The 26146-nt window shown below is 57.7% G+C and carries 20 protein-coding genes and 1 pseudogene; 16 read left to right on the top strand and 5 right to left on the bottom strand.

The genetic code is table 11. From position 1 onward, the window contains the following. Positions 1 to 115: 115 nt before the first annotated feature. The 7 genes and pseudogenes from AKN84_RS44945 to AKN84_RS10850 all read left to right on the top strand — a co-directional run bounded on the left by AKN84_RS44945 (position 116) and on the right by AKN84_RS10850 (position 5432). Complete coding sequence (locus AKN84_RS44945) at positions 116 to 412, top strand: hypothetical protein (RefSeq protein ID WP_128970658.1); 297 nt, start codon at positions 116 to 118, stop codon at positions 410 to 412. 73 nt (positions 413 to 485) lie between these two features. Then, entirely contained in the window at positions 486 to 692 is a 207-nt protein-coding gene (locus AKN84_RS10875; protein ID WP_050420703.1) for a hypothetical protein, read from the top strand. Between the two features lie 115 nt (positions 693 to 807). Continuing rightward, positions 808 to 1695, top strand: a complete 888-nt coding sequence (locus AKN84_RS10870; RefSeq protein ID WP_050420702.1) for a SctD/MshK family protein — start codon at positions 808 to 810, stop codon at positions 1693 to 1695. A gap of 33 nt (positions 1696 to 1728) precedes the next feature. Beyond that, positions 1729 to 2268, top strand: a complete 540-nt coding sequence (locus AKN84_RS10865) for a hypothetical protein (RefSeq protein ID WP_050420701.1) — start codon at positions 1729 to 1731, stop codon at positions 2266 to 2268. 2 nt (positions 2269 to 2270) lie between these two features. Next, the gene (sctY, locus tag AKN84_RS10860) at positions 2271 to 2699 is read left to right on the top strand and encodes a type III secretion apparatus assembly chaperone SctY (RefSeq protein WP_050420700.1); all 429 of its coding nucleotides are present in this window, start codon (positions 2271 to 2273) and stop codon (positions 2697 to 2699) included. 8 nt (positions 2700 to 2707) lie between these two features. Beyond that, positions 2708 to 4818, top strand: a pseudogene (gene sctV, locus AKN84_RS10855) (type III secretion system export apparatus subunit SctV). Between the two features lie 104 nt (positions 4819 to 4922). Then, a complete protein-coding gene (locus AKN84_RS10850; protein ID WP_244485018.1) occupies positions 4923 to 5432 on the top strand; it encodes a tetratricopeptide repeat protein in 510 nt (169 codons plus the stop codon). A gap of 323 nt (positions 5433 to 5755) precedes the next feature. Here AKN84_RS10850 and AKN84_RS50650 read toward each other — a convergent pair whose 3' ends face one another. Next, a complete protein-coding gene (locus tag AKN84_RS50650; RefSeq protein WP_128970657.1) occupies positions 5756 to 5941 on the bottom strand; it encodes a hypothetical protein in 186 nt (61 codons plus the stop codon). 777 nt (positions 5942 to 6718) lie between these two features. Between AKN84_RS50650 and AKN84_RS10845 the strand changes: the two genes are divergently transcribed. The 3 genes from AKN84_RS10845 to AKN84_RS10835 all read left to right on the top strand — a co-directional run bounded on the left by AKN84_RS10845 (position 6719) and on the right by AKN84_RS10835 (position 9698). Further along, positions 6719 to 7429 (top strand): hypothetical protein, encoded by a 711-nt coding sequence (locus AKN84_RS10845; RefSeq protein WP_244485017.1) that lies wholly within the window; start codon positions 6719 to 6721, stop codon positions 7427 to 7429. 739 nt (positions 7430 to 8168) lie between these two features. After that, positions 8169 to 8918: a P-loop NTPase family protein gene (locus tag AKN84_RS10840; RefSeq protein WP_050420699.1), complete on the top strand. Its 750-nt coding sequence runs from the start codon at positions 8169 to 8171 to the stop codon at positions 8916 to 8918. A 60-nt stretch (positions 8919 to 8978) separates the two neighbouring features. After that, a complete protein-coding gene (locus tag AKN84_RS10835) occupies positions 8979 to 9698 on the top strand; it encodes a hypothetical protein (RefSeq protein ID WP_050420698.1) in 720 nt (239 codons plus the stop codon). 223 nt (positions 9699 to 9921) lie between these two features. On the opposite strand, the gene AKN84_RS10830 is transcribed toward AKN84_RS10835, so the two are convergent. The 3 genes from AKN84_RS10830 to AKN84_RS10820 all read right to left on the bottom strand — a co-directional run bounded on the left by AKN84_RS10830 (position 9922) and on the right by AKN84_RS10820 (position 14554). After that, entirely contained in the window at positions 9922 to 11742 is a 1821-nt protein-coding gene (locus AKN84_RS10830) for an NEL-type E3 ubiquitin ligase domain-containing protein (RefSeq protein WP_050420697.1), read from the bottom strand. Positions 11743 to 12526: 784 nt separating this feature from the next. Continuing rightward, a complete protein-coding gene (locus AKN84_RS10825) occupies positions 12527 to 12772 on the bottom strand; it encodes a hypothetical protein (RefSeq protein ID WP_244485016.1) in 246 nt (81 codons plus the stop codon). Between the two features lie 186 nt (positions 12773 to 12958). Continuing rightward, entirely contained in the window at positions 12959 to 14554 is a 1596-nt protein-coding gene (locus AKN84_RS10820) for a hypothetical protein (RefSeq protein WP_050420696.1), read from the bottom strand. A 3141-nt stretch (positions 14555 to 17695) separates the two neighbouring features. Between AKN84_RS10820 and AKN84_RS10810 the strand changes: the two genes are divergently transcribed. The 5 genes from AKN84_RS10810 to AKN84_RS50645 all read left to right on the top strand — a co-directional run bounded on the left by AKN84_RS10810 (position 17696) and on the right by AKN84_RS50645 (position 21631). Further along, positions 17696 to 18766: a cytochrome-c peroxidase gene (locus tag AKN84_RS10810; RefSeq protein ID WP_128970656.1), complete on the top strand. Its 1071-nt coding sequence runs from the start codon at positions 17696 to 17698 to the stop codon at positions 18764 to 18766. Between the two features lie 452 nt (positions 18767 to 19218). Beyond that, on the top strand, positions 19219 to 19740 hold the full coding sequence (locus tag AKN84_RS48870) for a hypothetical protein (RefSeq protein WP_244485015.1): 522 nt from the start codon (positions 19219 to 19221) through the stop codon (positions 19738 to 19740). A 25-nt stretch (positions 19741 to 19765) separates the two neighbouring features. Then, positions 19766 to 20932 carry a molybdenum ABC transporter ATP-binding protein gene (gene modC / locus AKN84_RS10800; protein WP_128970655.1) on the top strand — a complete coding sequence of 389 codons (1167 nt, stop codon included), beginning with the start codon at positions 19766 to 19768 and terminating at the stop codon, positions 20930 to 20932. Beyond that, complete coding sequence (locus tag AKN84_RS47255) at positions 20916 to 21062, top strand: hypothetical protein (protein WP_157863274.1); 147 nt, start codon at positions 20916 to 20918, stop codon at positions 21060 to 21062. The genes modC and AKN84_RS47255 overlap by 17 nt, the downstream gene beginning before the upstream one ends. After that, positions 21059 to 21631: a DUF2478 domain-containing protein gene (locus AKN84_RS50645; RefSeq protein ID WP_128970654.1), complete on the top strand. Its 573-nt coding sequence runs from the start codon at positions 21059 to 21061 to the stop codon at positions 21629 to 21631. Before AKN84_RS47255 ends, AKN84_RS50645 begins: the two co-directional genes overlap by 4 nt. 94 nt (positions 21632 to 21725) lie before the next feature. Here the strand turns inward: AKN84_RS50645 and AKN84_RS10795 are convergent, their stop codons facing one another. Further along, a complete protein-coding gene (locus AKN84_RS10795; protein ID WP_050420693.1) occupies positions 21726 to 24395 on the bottom strand; it encodes a Ulp1 family isopeptidase in 2670 nt (889 codons plus the stop codon). Between the two features lie 1190 nt (positions 24396 to 25585). Between AKN84_RS10795 and AKN84_RS10785 the strand changes: the two genes are divergently transcribed. After that, entirely contained in the window at positions 25586 to 26140 is a 555-nt protein-coding gene (locus AKN84_RS10785) for a peroxiredoxin (protein WP_050420691.1), read from the top strand. Positions 26141 to 26146 lie beyond the last annotated feature (6 nt).

Here is a 26146-nt window from a genome sequence, read left to right as displayed (position 1 = left end):
AGCATCGGCCCATTGCATTTTGTAGACCTCGTCAGCTTCTCGAAAGCTAACGTTTGCACATTGGTGGGCGGAGACTGCCTCCATTGGCACGATTGAATTGACAGAGGAGAACCCGATGCGCGTTACAAGCTCCAGCGCCACTGGGCACGTTGATGCCGACCTCCATGCGGCTGGCGGCAAAAGCAGCGGCAAAAAAGGATCTCATAAACCTGACGAGCGCGATGATCATGGCCGATCGCCAGACGCGAACATTCCCGTAAACGGCGGCGCGTCCACTCCAGGCGGAACCACGCGAGAAGCCGCTATGCAGCAAGCATTCAACGTCGCTCTCGGAGCCGCTGCTCTACAGCTTGCAAATAGTGCAATGAGCAATTTCGACGACGTCATGGCCGAAACAGAAGAGGATTCCTGACTTCGCATGTTGCGGCGTCAGGAAAATCGGAGCCGCACGTTGCGGCGAAATTCAAGCAAACAGGAGAACTAATATGACTAAAGGTGTTGGTGCAGCTGGCACCGCTACTGCTGTCGCCGGCTCCACGGCTGCTGAAGTTGCCGGCGAGGCGGCATTCCAACGGCAACTCGCCGCTCTGACTACCACAAGCACCAAGGCTGCTGAGAGGGATGTGGAACTTCGCGTCGTCTCGACGGAGCTCTCGACCGTCAAGAAAGCAGCCGACGAGCGGGTGCAGTAAGGTATGAGGCGGGGCGATGTACGTCGCCCAGTTTCCCGGGCTGCCTAGTCCGTGAAGTCTCAACGGGCCGTACGGTTTTGCCGTACGGTTCCGTTCGCTGTTCAGGAGAGCGACCGTGAATGAACCACATTGCCAGCGCTTCGAAGTGCTGCTGGGGTGCTATTCTGGGCTGACAGGTAAAGTGGGGGTCAGATCGTGTCTGATCGGCAGCAGCCTCGATGCTGATTTAATCTTTGTCGAACAAGGCCTCGAGCCGCACCATCTTCGTGTCACCCCGCATTCCAACTCGATCGAGATCGAGGCATTGGCGAGCGACGTTCGTGTCGAGGGGCGTGAGACTGTTTTGCCAAACACGCCGATCGTTGTCCCTCTTCCTGCCGTCTTTCATGCCGGAGAAATGTCGATCCGGTGGTCTATCGAGGGTCTCGAAAAAGCTGGCTCTATCGATCGCCGGCGTGTATCGCTCGCCGGACTCGCCATGGTCGTTATCAGCTTTGCCGCGGTTGGCACATTCTCGACCAGTTTTGTCCAGACCGACACGGCTGCAGTACCAAGTCCGCCTCCTGCCGCGGAGGTTGCACCCAAGCTGGCGCTCAGCGCTCCTGATGCTCCGGCCACCGATACAACTGCGGAGCTGCTACAAGAGGAAGTTGACAGAGCAGGCCTTGTCGGCATCAAAATTGGTTCTGCGCCCGGCGTTGTCACCGCCGACGGCAGCGTTACGCCCGCTGCACTTGCCACTTGGCAAAACATCCAGCAACGGTTGGATCGCGATAGCAACGGCGCTTATACGCTCGTCAATGCAGTCGTCGTCAAGGATGAGAAGACACCCTCTGCAATTGGGATCCAGGCGGTGTGGCGCGGCAGCGACCCTTATATCGTCATTGCTGGTCAAAAATACTTTGTTGGCGCGCTTTTGAGCAATGGATGGACCGTCAACGGAATTGAGGAAGGGCGTGTGTTGTTGAGCCGGAATGGCCGGCTTGCCGCTCTGTCCTATTAGCCTTTCAGGCCGCAGGTAAGGAAGCAAAGTGCCATGACTAGGCTGCCCCCGAATCCCGTCGAGTCTGGCACCTCTTTTCAGGGACCAAACGTCGATCATCATGCATCTGGCATCACGCCGGGCAGTTCTCGAGCCAGGTCCATCGGGATTGACCGGACGCGTGGCAATGATGACAAGAGCCGCAGCGCACTTTCCCGGCATAACGACGCGCCGGATCGCTTGGTTGAAGCCACGATCGATAGCGCGCTCGAACTCAGCTCGATCAATGCGATTTCGCGCGTCAATCTCGACGAGGCCCGCGCCGAGCCAGGCCAGATCGAGCCGGGCTCGGAACTCGCGTGGCTTAACGGGCCTAATCTCGCGCATAGCCTGCTCTCTTTCGTGACGCCGCGCCTACGTCATTCGCACGTTCTGCGTCCTGAGCAACACGGCCCTCTTTTGGAGCGTTTAGCCAATACGCTATCTGCCGCGCCAGAGGATTTGGTGGCACGTGAAGGAGCCGCCCTTCTGCAGCTGGAGCTGAAGCGGTTAATCCTACTCCGGCAGAGCCACAACGGCTTGATCAAAGGCTAGCAATGGCCGAGCCAGGCAGCGTGCAACACGTCACATCTTCACAACCGCCAAACATTTCCGAAGCAGATGCTGACGAGCTGGTCTCTGGGCCGGAGCGAGATTTGCTCTGCGTGCTTTCTTATATTTATCTATCGTGCGGGCAGAGCGCAAAGAGCCTGGCTCTGTTGCGGCTGGTTGCTCACGAACAGTCTCGAGACATCGGCCTGCTGCGGATCCTGGCCTATGCTCTCATCTCGGAGCGTCGCGGTGACGAAGCACTGTCGGTATTGGATCGGCTTGACCAACTAGATGACGAACCATCTTCATCTATGCCCTTGATGCTAATGCGCAGCCACGCCCTACGCCACGCCGGCCGCATGACCGAAGCGCAGGCCACCTTCAAGCGCTATGTCTCATTGCGGGGCAACATTGCTGCAGCTAGTCAACAATAAGGCTTTTCATGGCCAACGTTTTACGAAATCTCATCACGCGCGCGCCTGCGCACCCGGATTTGATGGTCGCGCTGATGCTTCTTCTGGCGATCGGAATGATGATCATGCCGATCCCGATCGTCGTGATCGATATGCTGATCGGCTTCAATCTGGCTTTGCCATATTGCTGCTCATGGTCGCCCTGTATCTCAACACGCCACTCGACTTTTCGTCGCTGCCGGGCGTCATCCTGATCTCCACTGTTTTTCGTCTCGCTCTTACCGTTGCAACGACGCGGCTGATCCTGTCCGAGGGTGACGCCGGCAGCATTATCCATACGTTCGGCGATTTCGTCATATCCGGCAACATCGCCGTCGGCATTGTCATATTCCTGATCGTAACCATGGTGCAATTCATGGTTCTCGCCAAGGGCGCCGAACGAGTGGCAGAGGTGTCGGCGCGCTTCACGCTTGATGCGCTCCCGGGCAAGCAGATGGCGATCGACGCGGAACTGCGCAACGGCCATATCGACCAGCATGAAGCCCGCAGCCGGCGCGGCGTGCTGGAGCGGGAAAGCCAGCTTCACGGCGCGATGGATGGCGCCATGAAATTCGTGAAGGGCGATGCCATCGCCGGACTCATAGTCATTTGTATCAATATGCTAGGTGGCATCACGATCGGCTCGCTCTCCAGGGGCATGTCCCTTGAGGAGGCGATGCATCAATACACTATCCTGACGATCGGTGATGCGCTCATTTCGCAGATCCCAGCGCTGCTGCTGTCAATTACAGCCGCAACCATTGTCACTCGTGTCAACGGTCCTTCCAGACTCAATCTCGGCGCTGATATCGTCAACCAGCTTACGGCCAGCACACAAGCGCTCCGGCTGGCCGCCTGCGTCCTGCTTGTGATGGGACTCGTTCCTGGCTTCCCTTTGCCCCCCTTTGTCATACTGGCCGCGCTCTTTTCCGCCGCCAGCTTTGTCAAGGTTGGCGTGCCAGAGAGCAAGACCGCTCCCAAGGCCGGCGTCAGTCCCACCGGTTCGGCTCCCGCGGCCACGCAGAGTCAGAAGCAAACCGTGCCGGCCGAAGCACTTCCGATTACCCTGTTGCTGGCGCCGAACCTGATGAGGGCAATGGACGTGAGGGAACTCGAGCAATGCGTCGCACGGGTTTCAGCACTGGTCTCAGCTGATCTGGGTATCACAATTCCACGCATTCCCGCCCAAAGCGCCAACCACTTGGCCCGATCGCAATTCAGTGTGGCCGTCGAGGGCGTGCCCGTAGAAGAGGGCGCTATTGATCCGACAAAGCTCTTGCTTGATGACGACGTAGCGAACATCGAATTGAGCGGCATCCCCTTCTGGCAGGATCCAGACACGAATCGGATCTGGATCGAACAGGGCCATGCGGCTGCTCTCAAAGCGGCCGGCATAGGGCATCACGGACCGAGCGAAATCATCGCCTTGCGCGTCCGGTCCACGTTGACGCGCTATGCACAGCGCTTGGTTGGCATTCAGGAAACGCGCCAGTTGCTTGGCCGGATGGAGCAGGAATATGCCGATCTGGTGAAGGAGGTGCTGCGCACGACACCGATCCCTCGGATCGCGGATGTCCTGCGTCGTCTGCTGGACGAGGGCATCCCCATCCGGAACACCCGCTTGGTTCTGGAGGCGCTTGCGGAATGGAGCGAACGGGAGCAAAACGCTGTACTGCTCACCGAATATGTGCGCTCTGTTCTGAAGCGGCAGATCTGTCACCGCTATGCCAACGCACATCGCGTTGTGGCTGCCTTTATCGTCGAGCGCGAGACTGAGGATATCGTGCGGGGTGCCGTGCGCGAGACCGCCGTCGGCCCGTACCTCGTTTTGGAGGACCGGCAAAGCGAAATGCTGCTCTCCCAATTTCGCCAGATCCATTCGAGCATCGCGCGCAGCCAAAACCAGCCAGTTATTCTGGGTTCGATGGATATCCGGCGTTTCGTTCGCGGCTTTCTCACCCGCAACGGAATCGACCTACCTGTCCTTTCTTATCAAGACCTCGCCGCGGATTTCACGGTCCAGCCGATCGGATCCGTGAAGCTGGCACCTGCCAAGGACAAGAGCCCTTCGCCGGGCGGTCTCCTGAGCGCTGCGAGTTGAGACAGCACGAGCAGGCCATGAATTCAAGTGGAACCAAACGTCGGCGGCGCTTGTGCTTCGCTAGTCCAGGCCCATGGTCGGTTCTGCCTGCGATGATCACTATTATGATGCTCACCGGTTGCGCGAGCCTGTCCGATCTTCGCGAGCAGTGGTCCACGTCAGACCTAGCAGACGCCAAAGAGTTTGATCCGGCCATGCGCGAGCGCATCTCGCGCGCTCTCATTGATGCTGATGAGCAGAATCTACGCGCGGCCTTGGACCAACGACCGGACAACGTCAATGCGGCAATTTCTCTTGCGCGGGCCTTGTTGGCGCGCAACTCCTCAGATGAGGCACTTCAGGTGCTCAATGAGGTACTATTGGCAGCCCCCGGCGACCTGCGCGCATTGAATGCAAAGGGCGTCGTGCTCGATCAACAGGGGCGCCACGAGGAGGCGCAAGTGCTATACCGTCAAGGCCTCGCGATCGAGCCCACAAATTCAATGTTGCGCAACAATCTCAAGCTGTCGGCCGCACTTGAAGGCAAGACGGGTAGCCAAAACTCCAATCAGGAGTTGCAAACTGGCGACCAGTACACGTTAGCCAGATCGAGATCTCACAGCCAACAGCGGTAAATCGCGGATGCCTACCATGTCGGTCGTCTGACCGACAGACAGCTGGATAATGAGATTACAGGGCACATTTGCTTTCGAACGATGTTGTCGCGAGGAGCCCAACTTTATCGTGTACAATCGCGAGAGCCGAGCGCCATCTCTTGGCTGGATGGCGTGAGCCCGACACGCCCTCGCTTCGATGGAGCAGGCCTCTACCCTCAATTAGAAGCCAATAGGTTCAAACCGATCTCTCACACGACTGCCTAACCAAGTCATCCAGCCACAATTCCATATCTTGAATTTACCCATTCTCGGGCAGCGGATCTTTGAATCGTCCGGCCACTTCAACGAGGACACGCAGTCGAACAATCAAAATATCTCTCAAGCTCCGCAACTGCACGGTCTTCCCAATCTGCAGCTTGCGCCAGCAATGAGCCCCCTTGGATTGGCCGAAATGCGGCAGCCTGCCGGCACAGAGACGCAATCGCGCGATAGCGGCGCACATTTTCCATAACGGCCAGTCCGATCATGTGCAGATATTTCCCCTGCGGTCCCAGGCGAGAACTTGCTGCATAACAGTTTTTGATCCGTTAGCGGCAAGGACGAAAGGCGTGAATGGTTGGCAGATTCTTGCCGGCTTGACGGCCGATGAACTTTCCCGAGGAGGACGTCTTCCATCAAGCGCGTCTCGGCGACGCCGGCCAAGGTCGCCGTTGCTCCGCGTTTGCTCGGCAACAAACTCAGCCAGGCAAGAGCATAGATGACGAACAGGATCGAGCGCGCTTCTCGGCTTACACATCAATCAAGCGACCTGTAATGCTGATTGGCTTCCAATGTGAAGTCACAAGCGGCCAACGCATTGTCAACCCCCTCGACGAGGCCAAGGATTGGGATCGACTCCGACGCAGTTTGACATCCCTTGGTGCCAGTCCGAACCCCGGTGCCATGCCACACGACAGTGCACGGTCCAGGCTGACCTATCCCTAGGCCGAACCAGCGGCGTCGCTGGAGCTTGGCACACTAAAAGTACCTGTCAGCATGACAGCCCCGCGGAGGCTGCACTCTCGACGTCGGCGCATCATCTTCCCCCTCCAATTGAGGAGTCTGGTTTTCGATTTGCAGCCCTAGGCCACAAGTACTTGCTGCCCTTTCGGGTGGCGCTTCGGCCAAGGCAGACGTCTCCGATCTAGAATCAACTCGCCAAAGCATCTAGGTGACGGTACGTGTAGTTTGCAGCAGACTGCTGTACGAGCGCACGATTCACGATGGCACGCTGGAGCGCTCGCACCGCGATTAGGGGCACTCAGATGATCACGCCTGTTCAGCGGCACTGGAGTCCAAACGAACTATTCAATTCTCTTACGCCAACGATGTTCAACGCTGAGCCATCGGCTATATGTGCGCGTTGGAATAAATTGTGGCCTGACCTATACACGGAATATGACGCCCGGCACCTGAAACAAGAGTTAGCCGACCGAAAACTCATCGTTAGCGATGAAGCTGCGGCATTCTTCAACGCCTGGGCGATCGACGAGGAGCGCCACACCGATGGCTTCATCCGCATCATTGAACTCGTCGCTAATGGATCCGAAAAGGATCTTCGGGAGAGATTGGACGGTCGGTCGCACGATTTTGGTCCAATCGTTGAGCACCTGAAGGATGAATTCTCCCTCATGGTTATGATTGCATTTGATGAGATGTGCACTTGCCGTGCCTATGCAGCAGAGAAGCCCTTCTATGACGCCCTTGGTAACAACACGTTTCATCACTGGCTGAGGGAGGTGATTGCTGACGAGGCGGTTCACTCGATGAACGCCGTCAATGTTATCCGTGCGCGCTACCGCGACCGCATTGGCCGAGTGGACTCAATTCTCGATAATCTAATCCGCGCGACCGAAAGTCTATGCTATTCCGGAACCTTCGTCCTCGACTACTTCGGCGCAGTTTACTCTAAAGAACTGCTCGCCAACTCTCGCATCGTGACCATGAGAAATATCGCCAGGCCATTCTCTTTGTAGAGCAGAATGTTGACAGCGAGCCTATCGAAACTTGAGTCGGCGCCACATCGCCGCCCTGCCCCGTCAATTTCCGTTGTGCCAGTTGACTCCAGCTTTTCGTTTGCGTTCGAGCGTTTCGAATTTCGACGATCGCATCGGGAACGCCCGATCTTCTACAAGTCCGCCCTAGCTCGATAGATGCAGCTGTCGTCACGCGCGATGTTGTCGGACCGGCGCCCGGGCGATTTGCGTCGTCGCGGATTTACGAACTAACGAGACGCATTCTAGCGAAAACGTCGTCACGCTTTTGGAGATACTAGATCAGGCCAACCCATGTCGAACGAGCTAGATCCGCGACTACTCTCCAGGCAGTGTAGCACCACCTTAAGCGTGTTTACATCGATACTACAAGCTGACGCCGCGTAAGGTTCACGTCCTTCATGACGATCCAACGATCGGTAGATAGAACGCTATCGCAACGATCATCAGGCTCACGGCTGATCCTTCGACGCCCGGCCTTCCGGCTACTCACGATCCTGACGTAAATCACGAGCAGGAGCGATTACTTGCTACTCTCAGCGTGCGCCGACGTCTCAGTCAGACCGCGCAACTCGCTCGATGTTGAAAACGTTGGTCAACCTGAGGAGCTCTCGCGTCGAAAATTCAATTACCCTTCTTTCTGCCATGTTCTCACCCAAAGCAGTAACGCGCCGATTGCGCACTTCGCGCGCGGCAAGAGCGAGTGCCTCAGGAGAATTCAATGGTGAAGCCAGTTGTGATTGTGGTGGGTGCAGACAAGGGAGGAGTCGGCAAGACGACCGTATCACGAACGCTGCTGGACTACTTCAGCGTCAACAACGTGCAAACACGCGCTTTCGATACGGAGTCTCCGCGGGGAACGCTGAAGCGCTTTTATCCCGAGATCACCGAGATCGTCGACATGACGACGACCGCGGACCAGATGAAGATTTTCGATACCCTGAACTCCGGGCTATCTGTCACCGTCATCGACGCTCGCGCCGGATTGCTGTCCTCAGCGCTGGCCTCCTTGCGCGACATCGGATTTCTGGATTCGGCGCGGTCCGGCCAGGTTACCTTTGCCGTATTCCACATTCTAGGATCGTCTATCGCTTCGCTCGACGAGATCGAGGAGACCGCTAACTTCATGAGCGGAGCAAAGTACTATCTGGTCAAGAACTTCATCAACGACACTCAGTTCTTCCAGTGGGACCAGTCGACCTATAACTCCTATTTTCACCGCATCAAACAGGCGACCGAGTTGACCATCCCGAAACTTAACGAGATGGCCTATGAGCAGGTCGAAGTCGCATCCGTCCCGTTCGTAGATTTCGTCGCAAACAAGGGCCGCAACGATGAGCCCGCGAACAACTCCTTCGTGCTACGCGGTTATGTCCGGCACTGGCTTGCAAATGTCTGGAGCGAATTTGATCGCATCAACTTGACGGAATTGGCCGGCGCCAAGTCCGCAACGCGGAGTGGCGAGAAGTAGTCGCATATTCTTGCGGGCCAAGAGAAGGCCGACATACGAAACGAGATTGATCTGCTGGCTATGTTAGCAACCCCTATCTACATCATCTGCTCTCCTAGCCCGCAGGTCGGAAAAACCCTCATCGCTCGCGTCCTGAGCGAGTTCTTGCTGCTCAAAGACGGCACCGCCCTGTCGTTCGATGTCAATCTAAAAGAGCCATCACTGCTTGATTATCTCCCTAAGATCACCGAGACCGCGGATGTGACGGACACTTACGGCAAGATGCAGCTGATGGACCCGCTTATCATCCACGATCGGGTACCCAAGGTGATCGATCTCGGCTTCCATGCCTTCGACGAGTTCTTCAAGATGTGCGAGGAGATCGGCTTCTTAAAGGAGACGGCGCGCCGCTATGTCGCTCCTATCATTCTCTTCATCGCAGGCGCTGACCGCATTTCCTTTCGCGGTTATGACATGCTGCGGCGGCAGATTCCGCCAGCATCGCTGGTCACCGTCCACAATGAATTTGCGCTGCGCGGCGGATTACCTGAAGTCATGGATGGCGAGCGGGTGCTCCGGATTTCCGCGCTGCCGCCGTTTCTCAAGAGATACATAGACCGACTTGGCTTTTCCTTCACCGGATATCTGCGGGACGAAAAGGACTGGTCCACCGAGCTGCATCAGTGGATACGACGGAACTACACAATGTTCCGCGATCTAGAATCGAGTTTGATGCTGCGAAGATCCTATCGATCGCGGGGGACGAACATCGAGAGCCTGCGTTGCACAAAGGCAACTTGAGGCTGAGACTACTCGCCATCCATTCGTTAAGCTTATGAGCAGTCGTTTGACCGGCCGCCAATGGCTTTGGCCATAATGAAATGCACTGTGCGAATCCCCGCCTGGATTGGGTGCAATCAAGCGTACTTTTTGTTGAGCTCACCCGCACCCAATCGCGCGACCGGCAACTGCCCTCTTGGGCTTTGCGGGCGACGAGACGCATCGATGATGCCAGCGGAGGAGCTCATAGCTCGAAGCCGAGCTCCCCGAGCACCCGGTCCATGACCGCGCCTTTGATCTCGCGGGCGATCTCGTTGCGTATCTGGGCGCCGAGCACCCGCTCGGCATCGGCGTCGCCTGTCAACCCATCCTCCGCCAGCCGCCGATCCAAGCGGGCTTGAAACGGCTCGCCCATCGCATCGACGAGCCGTTCCTGCATCTCAGCATAGTCTTCGGGCGCGATGCGTCTTAGCACACTTTCCCATGGCTGCCATCGGGTCGCCAGGAACTGCGCAAATTCGGTCGCTTCCTGGTTCCGCACTGCCGTCTCGGCCCTGGCGACATCGTCCCCGGTAACGTGAGAGACGCTCATGAAGCGCATATCGGGAGCGATGTGCCGCAGCTCCAGCGCATCACGCAGTTGGGTTTGGTAGGCAAGGTAGACCTCGATCTCATCGACGTCCGTGTCCGGATCGGTTCGACGAAGCGAGTTGACGGTCTCGCGCGCGATTCGGTCCAGGGCCTCCAAGCGAAACATGACGCGGCCGTGCTGGAGCAGTTCGCCAAGGCGTCCGTCATAGGCGCCGTCCTCGACATCCGCGTTCACGCGTGCGCTCTGCATGCCGTTCCAGGACAAAGTGATGCGATCTTCGCAGCTCGCGCTCGCTCCGGAGGCTAGTTCGAAATACTGCTCGCGTAAATTCGGCCTGATGACTGCCTGCCGCAGATCTTCGACGACCGCGTGCCGGAACGCGTCGTTACCATAGTTCACGGTGCCGCGGAGCCTATCGAGAAAGCGTGCATAATCTAAGGCACCCGGCTCTTCGGCGAAGGCCTGCCAAGCGGTTATTGCTGCGGGCTCGCCCTCGAGCCAGTGCGCGACAACCTCCTGCAGCGACCGCGGCTCAACTTGCACCGCGCCTGCGGTGTTCGAGAAGAAAACCTGCGGGCCAGCATAGTCTCCGGCATGCATGGCAGTCGCCAGGCCGGCCTGCACCGCGTCGGACAGAGGATTGTTCTCCAGGTCAACACTCGCGTCGCGGCTTAGCTGTGTCAGCATAGTCTCGGGCACGCTGGTTAGCTGGTTGTTGCTGGCGCCAAGCCATAGCAGCTCGGCCGGAAACGTCTCGGGCAGACTGGTTAGCCGATTATGGCTGGCACTAAGCCATTCAAGCCCGGCCGGAAGAGGCTCGGGCAGATCGGTCAGTTGGTTATAGTCGACATTCAGGTGCTCGAGCCCGGCTGGAAGCTCGGGCAGACGAGTCAGCTGATTACCCGAGACATCCAACTCCTGAAGCGTCGCTGGAAGGCGATCGGGGAGACTGGATAACTGATTGTTGTCGACATTCAGGCGCCGCAATCCAGGCGGCAGCTCTGCGGGCAGGCTGGACAGCCCGTTGCTAATGGCATAGAGCCGTCGCAGACTGGGCGGAAGCTCGGGCAGGCCGGTCAGCCGATTATTGTTCGCGTAGAGCCGCTGCAGACTGGCCGGAAGAGTTTCGGGAAGGCTGCTCAGTTGATTGTCGTCGACATTCAGGCGGCGCAAGCCGGCCGGGATCGGGGCCGCCAAGTTGGTCAGTGACAGGGACGACAGATCTATTGGTTCATTGAGATCGCCCGTGTCCCTCCAGGCCCTTATTCGACTTTCCACCAGCTGCCGATCCTCATGCTGCCCCTGCCAGTCTTCGGCAGACCAATCCGTCAAGACCTGATCCGGCAAGTCGGCAGACGCCTGCGCTTCCGTCGAGGCTTCGTCCCATTGCGATGAGGCCGGTGACCCTGGTTCAGAGCTTTCCCAATCGGAAGCTTCGGAAGAAGTCCCAGTGCCAAGCTGTTCTGCATTCACAGATGTCGTCTCTTCGGTAGCTAAAGGAAGCGAATGCACCGGGGCGGCGTATCATGAAGCTGGTAGAGCCCCGCTATGGGTGCGTTTCATCGGCTGACGAGAGCACATCACGAAGCGGTCGCCACGCAGGGCTTGGTGCGATTACTCTGCGCCCGATGGCGACCGAGGACCAATCTCAAAGGCCCTCGCTCGCGGATCGGGTTGATACTGGAATTCATCTCCCCTTTCCTGCCACGCCTGAGCACATCGAGCCGGCCTTGCCAGCAATTCGGGACATTCAGCCTACGAGATATAGCTGTCGGCAAGCTGACAGCCTCGAAGCGATGATCAATGCGTCGCCCAACATTCCTTCGATGTCTCTCGACGCTTAGGCGCAGCGCTCCGCAGAAAGTCCGACGGGAACGAAACAGTTTCCTGCTCGGTAAATTTGGTGTCCGAGCGGCGGCACGCCGGCAGCGTGATGCTGACAGGACGGCGACGTTGCCGCTCCTGTGCGGTCGAGGTCGGCTACCCCTTCCTGGGAGACGTTGTGTTGATCGACGAGCCGAACGCTAGTAGATTTTTGCGCGTAACGCGCTCGCTCCTCACCGAGGGCCAAGGCGCGTACCCAATCAGCAAAGCCGACCTGAATGATTAGCCTTCAGCTACTAACGACCGCGGACATGATCCTCAAGCTCGACTGGCGCTTTCGCGGCTTGCGGCAAGCAAGCGGCTCTCGCGGATCCCTCCCGAATCGAACAGACACTGCACATCGCTGTCGGCATCGAATTTCCTTACGTTGCGCTCAGTGTAGCCAACCCTCACCGCGACCAACGAACTCAAGCACCGACTGCGCTTGGTTGATCTCGCGCGACACGCGCTTCAATATCCGTATTGCGACCTCTTCCGTCGCGATCAACCCCGCTCTTTCGCAGGCCAGCCCGAAATGATACATCACCTGTTCGTCGGATGGCGCGATACGATTCTGAAACAAGCTGATCGTCAATGATGAGAGCATATGCTCGACGACGTCATTTTCAGCCTGACTCACGAATCTACGTCCTTCTGATTAGTCGCTCAATTCTGTACAATATGGGCATCGCCGATAGAGCTATGACACCTCTCATTGTTCCGGGTTGTCGTGTCATGACATCGCCCCATGAGTATCGAACATTGCTAGCTGGCGCTTTCTTGCTTCGATCGCCTCATCTGCTAACGTCGCTTCTCCTCTCAGGGCCTACGCAGTCTCAGACGCGAGTTGCAGCGGCCTGATGATCTCAGTCACCCTCCCTTGCCCGGCGGCGTGTTGCGGCCACCTGCTAAAGCCACTCAGCAAACTCTCCGCTTCCAGCTTGGTAAAATTAAAGAGCCTGATACCGCGCCCAAGGACCTCATTGACGATCGTGATCGTGGCCTGGCGGGCGGCACTTTCTTGTGGCAATTTGTTGAAGCCGATCAGCAGGCCCCTGAGATCCTGGGTAGTGAAATCCGAGAGCCCCGTCCTCCGATCCGCGCGGCGAAGGACCTCGCCTGCGAGCACGACGGTCGCTTGACCGCACGGCAGTTCGTCCGGCCAGTTACTGAAGCCGCTGACTAGGTTCGCAAGTCCCTGCTGTGAGAACTCGCAGAGCTGAGCGGCGCGGCGCAGGACCTCGCGAGCGAGTGCGACCGCGGCTCGGCGAGACGCGGCCTCTTCGGGCCACTTACTAAAACCGTTCACCAGGCTTGACAGCCCCTGCTGAGTCAGATCGGGGAGCTGGGCAGCACGGCAAAATACTTCACCGGCGATCGCGACCGCAGCCTTACGACAAGTCGCATCTTCAGGCCATTTGCAGAACCCGTTCACCAGGTTCGCCAATCCTTGCTGGGTATAATCCGGAAGCTGGACGGCACGGCGCAGGAGCTCACTTGCGATCGCAAATGTTGCCTGACGAGATGCATTCTCCTCTGGCCATTTGCTGAAGCCATTCACCAAATTCGCCAGATCCTGCTCGCTAAACTCGTGGAACCGCGTCGCACGTCCCAGCACTTCGGTTGCAACCGCGACGATGACTTGACCACAGGGCAACTCCTCAGGCCACTTGCTAAAACCGTTTACAAGGATGGCCAACCCCTGCTGAGCGAAATCGGCGACCCGGCGGGGGCGCCGCAAGATTTCCAGTGCAAGCGTGGCCGCGGCTTGGCGCGAGGCCGCCTCTTCTGGCCATTTGCTAAATCCGTTTACCAGGCTCACCAACCCTTGCTGTCTAAATTCAGAGAGCTGATGGTGGCTGCCCGCTCGGCGAATGACCTCGCCCGCGATTGCAACCGCGGCCTGTCGAAAGTCACTCCCGTCCGGCCACTTGCTGAAGCCGTTTATCAGCCCTGCCAGGCTGAGATTGTTCAATTCTTGAAGCGATCTGCTTTCCTCGCGACAAAATTTGGCTATTCGGACCGCCCCTTGGCGACATTCCGCTCTCCTGGCGTGCCTGCCGAATGATGCCGCAAATATGGAAAGCGCCCTGATACCGATCTTCTTCATCAGAGCATGGTCCAGCTGCGACACGCGAGAAGCTATTCTCTCGCAAGTATCCCGACCCGCCTGACCTCCAGCCCTTCGGCTCACCGCATTGCATGTCGTCGCATAGCCCCACGATTTCTCTGCACGGATGCTTTCCTCGAAACTCGGTAGAAATCTGGATTGAAACTCAACGGCTGCTTGTTGCAGAAACACCGGCAGGTCCGCCTTGCACAGTTGCTTGTCGCGCCTGACGACTGCAGTCGAGAATTCAACAATGCCGACAGCGCGATCGATTTCACTTAACGCCGTCGTGAGACTAGTTTGAACGGACATAAGACCTTCCGAGCTTTCATCGAAGCACCCTGCGGCTATATGCAAGCAGTCATCGCCTCTGGCTGGATATTAATCGTCCACGCTCTTTGCAGCATCTGCCTGCGAGCGCCGGGCTGTTCACTCTGCGCACTTGCCCTGCGCGACTAAAAACGTGATTGCAGTTGTGGCCAACCACATTTTGCTGCCCGTTTCATTTCATCGTTCCAGCCATATGGCGACACCATTTGCCAGCCCTTGACAACGGCTGGCCCAGCGTTCCCGTGGCGACGGTGCAACTGCCCTTCCTGGCCATCGCCTGAACAAGATTGGCAATCAGCAAGCCATTCCCCCTCATCTCGATTTGCCAATGAGCCGTCGACGCGCGCCCCATCCTGAGCTTTGTCTTGATGCATCGGCAAGTCTACAACCTGTCGCAGCGTGAGATTCAAGCTGTAAATCGACCTCCTGAGGCGCAGGCGGATTGTATAAGGCGGATATCGATTGCAACGATTTCCGGTGGAGTGGTTATTCAGTTCGACACCGCGTCCAGCTACATTTGCCGTCGATAGCTGAGATTCCACCCTTGGCTCATGCGCTTTGTTTGATCGGTTCGCGAGCGCCGTCGGTCGCGCTCAGGCCCGCCCCACCCTTCCCCATAGGGAGAACATCTCCGCCATGCCATTTCCCATGCTGTGGATGAGGGCCCTCAGGTCGCGCCCAGCCTGGACAATCAACAAAGCCACCGGACGCTTGTAGGTTTTGGTGCCATAAAGACCTTCGCGACATGCGCCATGCTTTACCAGCTCATGCTAAAGCCACCTAATGCCGGACGTGACTTAGCATCTCACCATCCTTGGTATCTGATACGCACAAATAAATTGTAGAGCGCAGGAATTGTGCAAGATACGCCATCACGGCGCAGTGAAAACCCGTGGAACTGCCACGATTTTTCGTCAGACGCGGGCCGCAAGGTGATATCGATTAACAGGAGCCTTGTACCAATCGAACTGCTCGCCACATCTGCGCAGAAACGGGTGGGAAGTCGCAAGTCCTCAGACGGAATTATTCGACATGAATGCGGCGGCACCGGTACTCATGACGATCCGCGTGCGTAATGCTCCGAATGGCAAAGTGAACTACATCTGCAATGACTTCGATCGACGATAGATTAAGTGAGATCAGGTGGCTGCGGAACGAGATCTGGCGCTGCCGTCGGTTACTTAAAACGGGCCTATCTGGCGCAGAGCGCAAGGGCATTGAGAAGCACCTGCTCGAACAGCTGTCTGCCTTTGAGCGGCTCTTGTCGACGACGTTTCCTTTGGCCTTGAACCCTAAAGTGAATTCGACCAAGAGCACCACGCCCCAGCCAAGCGGCTCCTCTGAAGCGCCCATCGAAAACGCCGCAATGGCATCAAGCAGTTCCTTCTCGAATTCGATTGGGAGCTAACCTCAGCAGTTTCTCGGCTCGATTTGCACTCTCCAGCCCAACCTAATCCAAAGGCGACAATATCTGGAAGGGCGCGATCGAATGTGCCCAACGCGAGCATTCCGGCGATCTTTTGCCAAGCATAGTCGATCTAGTCACCTGCTGGAAATGCTAGGCTGCCGACAACAACGCCATATTAATGGACAACACGGATTCCTGAACGATGTGCGGCCTAACGACTTCCGACGTTGAACCGGATTCGTTCGTCGGACCATTTCCAGCCAGACGACGGTAACTTCGCGGTTGCCTTGTCCGACGAACGGACTGCAGCGCCGGCAACCGCCATAGTAGCACATCGAACCTCAGAGCGCACCATGACCTCGTAACACGCGTGGTGGCCCAGTCGATCGCCGAACGAGGTCAATCGAAGTTCAGTGCCGCGGTTGGATGAGCTCCGACTCGGTAGCGTGACGTTCCAGCGCGATAGACTTTCGAACAGCAAGCTAGTCAACGTCCGGCGCCAATCAGCCTGGAACACGGCACCGTGCGTCAACCTCTGTAACCTCTGCTCGGACGGCTCACTCTCGATGAAGGACGATCGGAACCCTATTGAGGCGTCGTTTCGGTCCGCCGCTTCTGTCCGCCGCAGTTGGCATCGCGCGGCGACATTCGACGCCCAAGCTTTTGAAATTGTCCCTAAGACAAAACATGGCTGCGTCTACATCCCTCCGTCCTGTGAAGCGCTCACAGAAGCGCATTACGTCTGGTCTGCACGACGTGAGGACCTCTTCGGCCCGCCGATCTCGCGCGCAAGCGTATCCTGTGCACCACATGGCTGCGATCGCGATCGCAGCAAGGATAGTTGCGCGGCGGTGCGCATTGTAAGTCCACCCCATTCGTCGCTCTTGATTCACCAAACCCTTAGCTCGCCAGATAGCGCTCGTCTTAAGCCGCATATCCTTCACTATTGTTATTTTCCCAACGAGCATCATCTGTTTACCAGGAACCAGGCGGCAGCTCGGCAGCAGCCGTCGTGGCGCCGCCGCAATCATTACGGTCTCCCGAATCATCGTCTCACTACGCGCAACACGTTCACTGCGAAGACCGAGAGGTCGGTTGCGCTTTGCAGCGCGCGCAATGCGCTCCAGCCTTTGTGACATTCGCGAAGCTAGTTCCCAATGTGGCGTCCCCTGGTGCGAGAGTTCTACTTCGCAATGCCTACAACCTGACGCCACGATCGATTCAAGCATTTTGAGCGTCCAGCGAGCATAAATACGCCCTGAGACAGGCATATCCGCATTGTGGACGAACTCCCGCCAGCTGCACGCTTCACCGGTTCAGTGTACGATACGTCACCGGTGTTGGTCGATGATCGCTCGGCTTGGTGTTGAGATTGAAGGCGCAAAGGACACCCGCTGGGACGATCGGCGAGAAGTTGTCGCCGAGTCGGCTGGCTTGTTCGTCGTCCGAGCCAATGATCTTACCGTGGATTCCGCAGGCTTAGATTGCTTGCTGCTATTCCAGGTTTGCAACTGCTCGCCCCCAGCTCAGCGGCTTCGACCTTGAGCCCCGTTGGCACGGCAGTTGCTACTCGGCGCGTGAGCTGGGCGCAGCCTAGCCGCAACGCTGAAGATATCATTCGTCGTTGATTGCTGCGAGTCGTTCTTCGGACGGACTGACTCGCGCGCACCGCTCTATGTTCGCGATTGCATAATCTACGACGAACGAGGCTTAATATGAGGAAACCAGCGGCAGACGGGCTTTACATCGTTGGCAAGCTATTTGTCGTGGCTATTGCCATTCTGGTTTCGTCAGCGGCAGGTGCCAATGATGATCTAATGAGCGCCGCCAGGCGACTATTCAAGCCGATCCCCTCAATGGTTCCAGCGGTGAAGGACAACCCGATCACTCACGAAAAGGTCATCCTTGGCAAATCCTTGTTCTTCGATCCGAGGCTTTCGGCGAGCGAGGTCATTAGCTGCAACACGTGTCATAACGTTGGGATGGGCGGGGTAGATGCCGGTCCGACTTCGATCGGTCATCGCTGGCAACAGGGTACACGTCGCGCGCCAACCGTCTTCAACGCGGTCTTCAACGTGGCACAGTTCTGGGACGGGCGCGCGGCAGACCTCAAGGCGCAGGCCGCGGGACCTATCCAGGCCGGAGTCGAAATGAATGCGACGCCCGATCGCGTGCTCAGCACGTTGAACTCAATGACGGAATATGTCGTTATGTTCAGTAAGGCGTTCCCCAACGATGCGGCGCCCGTTACCTTTGCAAATTTTGCCAAGGCCATCGAGGCTTTCGAGGCGACCTTGATCACACCCGCCGCCCCCTTCGATCAGTACCTTGAGGGCGATGGATATGCTCTCAGTGACCACCAAAAAGCCGGGCTAAAGCTATTCATCGAAAAGGGATGCTCCTCTTGCCACAACGGAATTAATGTCGGTGGACAGGATTACTTCCCGTTCGGCGTGATTGAAAGGCCCGCCGCAAACTTGCTTCCGAGAGACGATAGGGGACGCTTTGCCGTCACTAAGAATCTTAGCGATGAGTATGTTTTCCGCTCCGCGCCATTGCGTAACGTCGCATTGCGGTCTCCATACTTCCATTCCGGTCAGGTCTGGAGCCTCAAACAAGCGGTTGGCGTGATGAGTGAGGTTCAACTCGGTATAAAACTGAGTGACAAAGAAACTGACGAAATTGTCGCCTTTCTAAACTCGCTTACCGGGCAGTTTCCGAAGATCGACTATCCGATACTGCCCACACGCACCAACGTCACCCCAAGGCCCTCTTTAGACAAATAGGCCGTCACGATCGCGACACTCCGTGTGATTAGCGAGAACGCAGGAGCTCGAGCACGAAAGCTTCTAGACAGCCAAGTCAAGCCCCCCCAGGTTGCGAATGAGCCGACCTTCTCCTCCGGGGGATCAGGTCTGACAAACTGGATCATATCGCTTTATGCGTTATTAGCGAGTTTGACGGTCGCCTGTTCGCCAACGCACCATCTCCAAAGCGCAAGTGACGATGGTACCCCGCCCAGCTTCCATCTCATCGCCCTGCATGTGCGGTTGATGACGCGAGCGTCCAAAACCCTACCATAAGGTACGACCATCTTTGACGTCGGGCGGAGACCGACGCGAAGCCCCTTTTGTCACGCCAGCAGCGCACCATATTCCCAGCAACGGCACGCGGATTGCTGGGCAAGGATTAACGTGCTGGCGCGAAGAAGGCGGCCGCAGCGGACGCGGAGTCAAAGATGAGGCTTATCCGGTTGATCTTGATCGATCTGACGTTGATGCTGCTTGCACCCGGGAGCGCAGAAGCCACGATTTGGGACGCCGGCGTAGCCTTCACATCTGCTACCAAAACTATGGCGTCATGGGAGGGGATTTCGGCCGCAGAGCCAATCTTGAGCTCTGGCGCGAGCCGACAGCCTTCCCGTCAAACATCACAAGCGGCGCCAATTCAGCTTGCAACGAACACCCTCGGCCACCCGGCGGCTGAGCATTCCACGATGCTGGAATTGGGCTCTCCCTGCGTGATCGGCAAGCGCGCAGGGCAGCGTCCGATTGCCTCGATCATCGACGGCTCGGAGATACTCAACAAGCCGCTTATCGTGACACCATCGATCTGTAATGCCGCAGCCACGCGTTATGGCCCCCTTGGGGAGGAGACACCGCGCTGGAACGCAACAGACTGGACTCTCGGAGGCATGGTGATCGCGGCGATTCTGCTCGTGATCTTTTTAGAAAGATGCATAACAGGCGCGGGCACGTGAGAGAAGCAAAACCTGGCTTTATCGAATTCGCCTTCAACGGCTCTATCGCAAACATCCCGTTAGTGCCCAATTTAGCGTACCCGCGAAAGGCGTCACGGCAATTTTCGGCCCGCCTGGCTGCGGCAAGACCGCGGTCGCACGCTGCATCGCCGGCGTGCAGCGTCTGCCGGGTGGATTTTGCGCAATCGATGGTGAGATTTGGCAAGATCAAACGACCTTTCGGCCGCCTCATCTGCGTCCGGTCGCTTATGTATTCCAGCGCCCAATTCTTTTTTCTCATTTGTCCGTCAAGCGCACCCTTCTGTTCAACGCGTCGAAATCGAAACCGACACTGATTGATTTTGATGGCGTGGTCGAATTGCTCGAACTAACCCCGCTGCTCGAGCGTTCGCCATCACATCTTTCTGACGCCGAGCGACAGCGTCTCGCCCTGGGCAGCGCGCTGCTAGCACAACCTCGGCTACTTTTGCTTGACGACCCGCTCATTTTGCTCGACCGCTCCGCTAAATGCGAGATCTTGTCGTATCTCGAGCGCATGCGGGAAGAGCTCCCATTACCCATGATCTATGTCAGCCATGACATGGCTGACATCGAGCGCTTTGCCGATCATCTCGTCATGATGAAAGATGGCGTTGTGACTGCGGCCGGGCCACTCAATGTCGTTCAGATCGCCCCGGCTCTTGCCGCGCGCGGCGATGCGGCAGTCTGCCTTGATACCGTGGTCGGCGGCTATGACGGGCGCTATGGGTTGATTATCCTCCGCCTCAAAGGTGCGCGCCTGTTGATCCCTGGAGCGCCGCTCAGGCCGGGCGCACAGCTGCGGCTGCGCGTCGCAGCCGGCGATGTCAGCATCGCGTGCGAGCCGCCGCGCGCCAGCTCTATCCTCAATGTCTTTCCGGCACGCATCAAAGCCTCTCTGCCGTTCGACGATGCTGAGGTCACCTTGGTCCTGGCTCTCGAAACTGGCCGTTCCGGCGTACCGCTTCTGGCCCGCATCCCGCGTCGCTCCTTTGATGCGCTACGGATCAGCAATGGCATTGACGTATTCGCCGAGGTCGCGCGCGTCGTGCCGGTCGCAGTCCCCGAGCGGTTGCTCGTAGGGCCTTCCACATCAGCAGGAGGTATTCGACGGATAAGTGCCGATACGAGAAACGAGCAGCAATCGCAGTACGACGATGAGCGACAATCTTGATGAGATAGATCGGAAGCATATTGCGGCCGTCTTCGACCGGCCAGACGATGTAGATGTGCTACAGGGCGATTTAGCCCAGGATCTCGCCCGACAAGCCGTACGCGTCGGCGGCATCATCCGCGACACTTGACGGGCGCACACGGTACCCGGCCTGGTCACAGGGGACATTACGTCAGGGCAAGAAATCTCGATTTCCGAGCAAGTCGGCCGCGCAGCTTTGTCTATAAGCTCGACACAAATGAAGTTGCGAAGACCGCAGCTATCGCTTTCCGGGCGCTTCGCGACCTGGTTGACCTCCTCGAGATGAGCACATTTTGCCGGCAGCAAGCAAGGGGCGGCCGCCCACGCGCCGAATTCGTCGACCCAGTCGCTCGTGACGTAGCACTTCTGACAGCCGTTCTAGTTAGATGTCTTGCCTCTTGGCGAACTCTCCCCGGTGATATTGGCACGTTGCTATTTTGCGATCACCAAATCGTTCAGCGATGGTGGCGCGATATCTCCACGCGCCTAGCGCGCAGCTGGGCTTTCATTCCCAGCTGCGACTATTTAGGCACTCTGTTACTGGAGCGCTTGATGACGACTGTACGACCGCCGGATACGTCGGCTCCGAAATCGCCAAGTCGGGCTCCTTCGCCGTCTCTGAAAAACAGCCCTAGCTCCAGGCTCCGCTCCTCGTTACGAGATACCATGATGCTTTGATGCTTTGATGCTTTGCGAAGGCTCCGATTGTGGACGTTCAACCGGCGAGAAGTCGCAGTTCAACCAACTTGGCGCTACTCAGTCGCGGCCGATATCAGCCCCTCAGCCGGTTTTGCAGTGCCTGCCGATCAATGACGAGATTGGTGAGACTGAGGTCTGACTGCCGTCTTGCCGCGAGCCGCCTGACCAGCGCCCGCGTACCGTCGACCACAAAGACACCGCAGTCATAGCCGTTCCTCTGCTGGCGTATGGAGGCACCTTGCAGATCTGCTCCCACCCGCGCTGCGAGCATTGCTGCAGGTCTGTCATTGTATCCCTGAGCTGAGTCGTAGTGGTAGGCAACCGGCCCGTCGCGATCGCGGCGGTCCACCAGCAGCAACGACCAATGGGAGCCGCGGCGATCGAGGTCCGTGGCGCTGGCATCATTGACCGGCAAGAACAGGAAGTCGGCTGTATCGTTGCCATTCCGATCGTCGACAATGCGATGGAATGCGGTTAGCGCGTCGGCATCGGTCCCCTGGCCCACCCGAAAGGCCATGAGAGGATCGACGAACCGAGTCCTGACGGCGAGGTTTGGATTGCTCTCCCACAACTCCTGCGCCAGGAGTTCGTAGTCCCGCTGGATATGCTCGTCGCCCAGCCATTCCCTGGCTCCGAGAACCCGTCCGCTGCGGTCGCCGGCAGAGGCACTCGCAGCCGAAGCGCCGGCCTTAGGAGCCGAGGACGGGCCAGGATGATGGATCAGCTGAGCGTCGCGGCGTCCTCGCGGACCCAACGTGATGGAGTAGGTCTCCCCATTGATGGAGACCGGCTGGGGAGCCATTCGCGAACTCGGCAACAGCATTCTATTGTCCAGTACGTCGAGCAGGAAATCCGGCACCGGCTGGGAGCCATGCTGCCAATCCTCGCCGACGAGATATCCGATGTCCTCGAGCTCTTGAGGCATACCCGATGGCCCGATGAAGAACGGAGGTCTCTGCACCGACCCTGACTGGGCATCGTCACGCATGTCCTGCGGTGTGGACGGCAGGTCAACCAAAGAACCGAGACCCCGATAGATGTCTGAGGACCGAGCTGGCTCGCCCATCGGCGTTGGAAAGTCGAAATAGGACGGCAGTTGCGGGGACCAAGTCGAGCTCGACCCGGCTGGTCCCTGCCAACCGGGCACCCCAAAGGAGCCCTGAGGCGTCGGCCACTCGAAGTCGGACGGCGGCGTCGGCAAATCTCGTATCCAGGTCGAGGTGGAGGTTGAGTCCGAGCCTGCTCTTTGCTGAGGAAAGGATACACCCAGCGCTCTGTTTGCCTCGACGACTTGCACATACTGCCTGAGCTTCTTGAGCGTCACGCCAGATTTCCCGTTGGCTTCGGCGTAAGCCCGGTAGTCTGCATCCAGCGAGCGTTGCTGCTCATTATTGCCGTTGATTCGGCTCGCGATGCTCGCCTTGCCCTCTGTGCGGAGCCAATCACTGAACTTGCGCTGCGCCGAAGCAGTACTTTGAATGGTTTTTCTCCTATTCTGGGAACTCGGGTCGAGCTTGCTCAGCTCTTCGTTAGCAAGGCCCGCGATGAGACTGGCGTCGTCGTCGTAAGGACGAAATCCTTGTTGGGGCTCGAGACCTAGGTATTCTCTAAAGAGATCGAGTGGGGCTGTCCGCTTTGTGGCTTTACTGAATGCCGAATAATCTGCGTTCAATGACGATTTCTGCGCAGCATTGCCGTCGATTCGGTCCATGATGCTCGGCCTACCCTCCCTCTGAAGCCAATCACTAAAGGAGCGTAGCCGGGAAACCATCGTTGAAACGGCGGCTTTCTCTTTCTTGGTCGCGTCAGATCCAAGCTTGGACAGAGCGTCGGTCAAAAAGTCATCGATGGTGGAGATGTCCTCCGGATGAGCCGACAATGTTTCGCGTCCCATCAACCGAGCCCCGGCACCGACAGCTTGGAGCCCGTCAGCCCCGATCCTGCGCAGATGAGATAGTGCCGCGCTGAGGCGGTCACGATCATCACCGCCAGCTTCGACGTACTCGTCGATGTCGTCGGCGAGCGACCTTGGCTCATTGAACGCCCGAAGAGCCAATGGCCCCTTATTCTGCGCTCGGAGCCAACGAGCAAACGTGTTGAGCGCCTGCACATTGGACTTGATCGTAGCAGCCGGGACCTTTCCAGTCCCGCGGCCTCTGGTACCATCGGGAGTAATTCTGTAGTCTTTGACGTTTTCCGCGAACTGGTGGATCATCCGCTCGTCCTGGGGATGCATCGGTTGCTCTCGTGTATTCACAAAGGCCGGGGCCGGAATGGGATTTCCAGCCTGCAAATTCCGGAGTGTTTCCAATGCTCCACCCACATAGTTCCTGCTGTTGGCGCTGGCCACCTTCATAAATTCATCTTTATAGGCAGCTAGTCGATCAGCGTTGCCAAGCAGGTCCTTTAGCGTGATGCCTTTGGGTCGAAGGAACTCGCTGAACATTCGAAGAGCCGTCACGTAGTTCTCGATGGTCTTGGTCTTACGGTTCGCGCTACCCAATGCCGTCTTGAACTCTTCAATCAGCTCCAGGTCCGCTTCGGACGGGCGACTGCGCTTTGCAAAGTCGATGCGAAGCTCCGAGTAGAGTTCATCAGACGGTGGGCCGCCGGCCTCCTTCTCACGACGGCTTGCTCCAAAGAATTTGGTGAAGCCTGATTTGACCTTAGAAAACACTCCACGGGACTTTTTATCGTTCCTCCGAGCCGTCGATTGCGCTTCCGAGGGCGCTGCGTAGCGCATGCTGCTAAATGGCCTGTCCCGCAAGTCAGACCGGTAATCGTTTGCAGCCGAACTAAGATGAGCGTGCGGAGCATCGAGCTGTAACGCGTGCTGCTGAACGAACTGTCTTGCAGGCTGGACCTTGGGGGCATCCGCATCGAACCACCAATGTCCGCGCGCTGCAGATTTCCATGCGAGCGTGCGGCCGGAGCGTCGGGCGAACCAGCCTCAGGCGAACTCTCCTCAGGGGAACGGAGTTGCAGCCCCCCCAACTGCTGCTCGAAGCCAGCTCGATCCGAAGGACCGACCTCTGCCTCTTGTTGCGCGCGCTGCAGCTCCTGCTGCTCAGCGTACCAGCGCATCCAATAGTTCGGATCGTTATAGATCGGTTCCACACCATTCTCCTTTGATGAGATGACTCTTCACAGACGCACCAGCTCGCGCTTCGGTGCAACCCATCACAGAGCCTCCGGCCAAAGAAAGCCGGATGCCAAGATCGTCAAATTCAACAAAAGCGACTGTCATCGCGCCCCGCTCCGAGCGCGCATTACGCAAATCTGCCCAGCCCTGGCTGCTGCAGAGGGCGTTCCGGCCCCCAGGGCAACAGGTGATTGCTGGCTACCCCTCAAAACAATTCAAGAGAAACGACGGCTGGATAACTGCCATTCGAAAAGCAGCGCCGTTCGGCCATCCTCCCGGCCAAGGTCGCATGCGGCACCTCGGGACGGAAACTGGGCCACCCGATTGCCGCTGGACCTCCGGTATCTGCCATTTGTACTGCAGATTCTGCTTCGTCTCGACTGTTTATGTCCTCATATCAGCTACAGCCGACCGGGCCATGCCTGCACACCAACATGCTCCAGCGCACCACCAAAGAACCTGACATATCGAAGCCTCTCCTCGCAGTCATGACGCCTCAGAACGATAGGCCGCATGTGCGTTGACACTTTACAACCTGACGCTACGTTGATTTCAAGCCTTCATTGCCACCGCAACGAGCCTGGTTAGGTTTCATTCCTGTTCAGATGCGGCAAACCCTCGCAGGTTGGTGATCAACGTGCCGTTTCGAGCGGCCTTAATGCGCGAGGCGAACCCTGCAGCCAAGCCGCTGCGCGGCACAACCAGGACAATCGGCTCTTGAGAACTGATGGCATGTCGTTTGCTTCACCAGCGTGGCCACCATGTCCGTAAAACAAACGTGTGAGGACCGCATGCTTGGAATTGGAAGTCAATTGCCGCCGTTCGAGATCACAGGCGTGAAGCCTGGCTTTCACGCGCACGAAGAAGATGGGCAGAGTGCATTCGAGACATTGACCGAAGCTAGCTTTCCAGAAAAATGGAAGATCATCTTCTTCTATCCCAAGGACTTTACCTTCGTCTGTCCGACCGAAATCGCCGAGTTTGCCAGGCTTTCCAAGGAATTCGTTGACCGCGATGCAGTGATACTGGGCGGCTCGACTGACAACGAGTTCTGCAAGCTTGCGTGGCGACGCTCACATGTCGACTTGCAAAATCTGCCAATCTGGCAGTTTGCCGACACGAAGGGGGCCTTGGTCGATGGCCTTGGTGTGCGTTCCCCCGAAGGGGTCGCGTATCGCTACACCTATATTGTTGACCCCGCCAATACGATCCAGCACGTCTACGCGACCAATCTCAACGTCGGACGCAGCCCCAAGGACACACTGCGCGTGCTGGACGCTCTCCAAACCGACGAGCTCTGTCCCTGCAATCGCGAAATCGGCGGCGAAGTCCTGAAGGTCGCTTGAGGCAGC

This window comes from Bradyrhizobium tropiciagri (assembly GCF_001189845.1).
Lineage (GTDB): Bacteria > Pseudomonadota > Alphaproteobacteria > Rhizobiales > Xanthobacteraceae > Bradyrhizobium > Bradyrhizobium tropiciagri.
This window is presented reverse-complemented; position numbering and strand designations above follow the sequence as displayed.

Excerpts from the sequence above, each read along its gene's own strand:
- AKN84_RS10845 (WP_244485017.1), top strand. The coding sequence starts at position 6,719 with ATGATCACGCCTGTTCAGCGGCACTGGAGTCCAAACGAACTATTCAAT.
- AKN84_RS10875 (WP_050420703.1), top strand. The coding sequence starts at position 486 with ATGACTAAAGGTGTTGGTGCAGCTGGCACCGCTACTGCTGTCGCCGGC.
- AKN84_RS44945 (WP_128970658.1), top strand. The coding sequence starts at position 116 with ATGCGCGTTACAAGCTCCAGCGCCACTGGGCACGTTGATGCCGACCTC.
- AKN84_RS10840 (WP_050420699.1), top strand. The coding sequence starts at position 8,169 with ATGGTGAAGCCAGTTGTGATTGTGGTGGGTGCAGACAAGGGAGGAGTC.
- sctY (WP_050420700.1), top strand. The coding sequence starts at position 2,271 with ATGGCCGAGCCAGGCAGCGTGCAACACGTCACATCTTCACAACCGCCA.
- AKN84_RS10835 (WP_050420698.1), top strand. The coding sequence starts at position 8,979 with ATGTTAGCAACCCCTATCTACATCATCTGCTCTCCTAGCCCGCAGGTC.
- AKN84_RS48870 (WP_244485015.1), top strand. The coding sequence starts at position 19,219 with ATGAGGCTTATCCGGTTGATCTTGATCGATCTGACGTTGATGCTGCTT.
- AKN84_RS10795 (WP_050420693.1), bottom strand. The coding sequence starts at position 24,395 with ATGCGCTACGCAGCGCCCTCGGAAGCGCAATCGACGGCTCGGAGGAAC.
- AKN84_RS10810 (WP_128970656.1), top strand. The coding sequence starts at position 17,696 with ATGAGGAAACCAGCGGCAGACGGGCTTTACATCGTTGGCAAGCTATTT.
- AKN84_RS47255 (WP_157863274.1), top strand. The coding sequence starts at position 20,916 with ATGAGCGACAATCTTGATGAGATAGATCGGAAGCATATTGCGGCCGTC.
- AKN84_RS50650 (WP_128970657.1), bottom strand. The coding sequence starts at position 5,941 with ATGATCGGACTGGCCGTTATGGAAAATGTGCGCCGCTATCGCGCGATT.
- AKN84_RS10850 (WP_244485018.1), top strand. The coding sequence starts at position 4,923 with ATGATGCTCACCGGTTGCGCGAGCCTGTCCGATCTTCGCGAGCAGTGG.
- AKN84_RS10785 (WP_050420691.1), top strand. The coding sequence starts at position 25,586 with ATGCTTGGAATTGGAAGTCAATTGCCGCCGTTCGAGATCACAGGCGTG.
- AKN84_RS10865 (WP_050420701.1), top strand. The coding sequence starts at position 1,729 with ATGACTAGGCTGCCCCCGAATCCCGTCGAGTCTGGCACCTCTTTTCAG.
- AKN84_RS10820 (WP_050420696.1), bottom strand. The coding sequence starts at position 14,554 with ATGTCCGTTCAAACTAGTCTCACGACGGCGTTAAGTGAAATCGATCGC.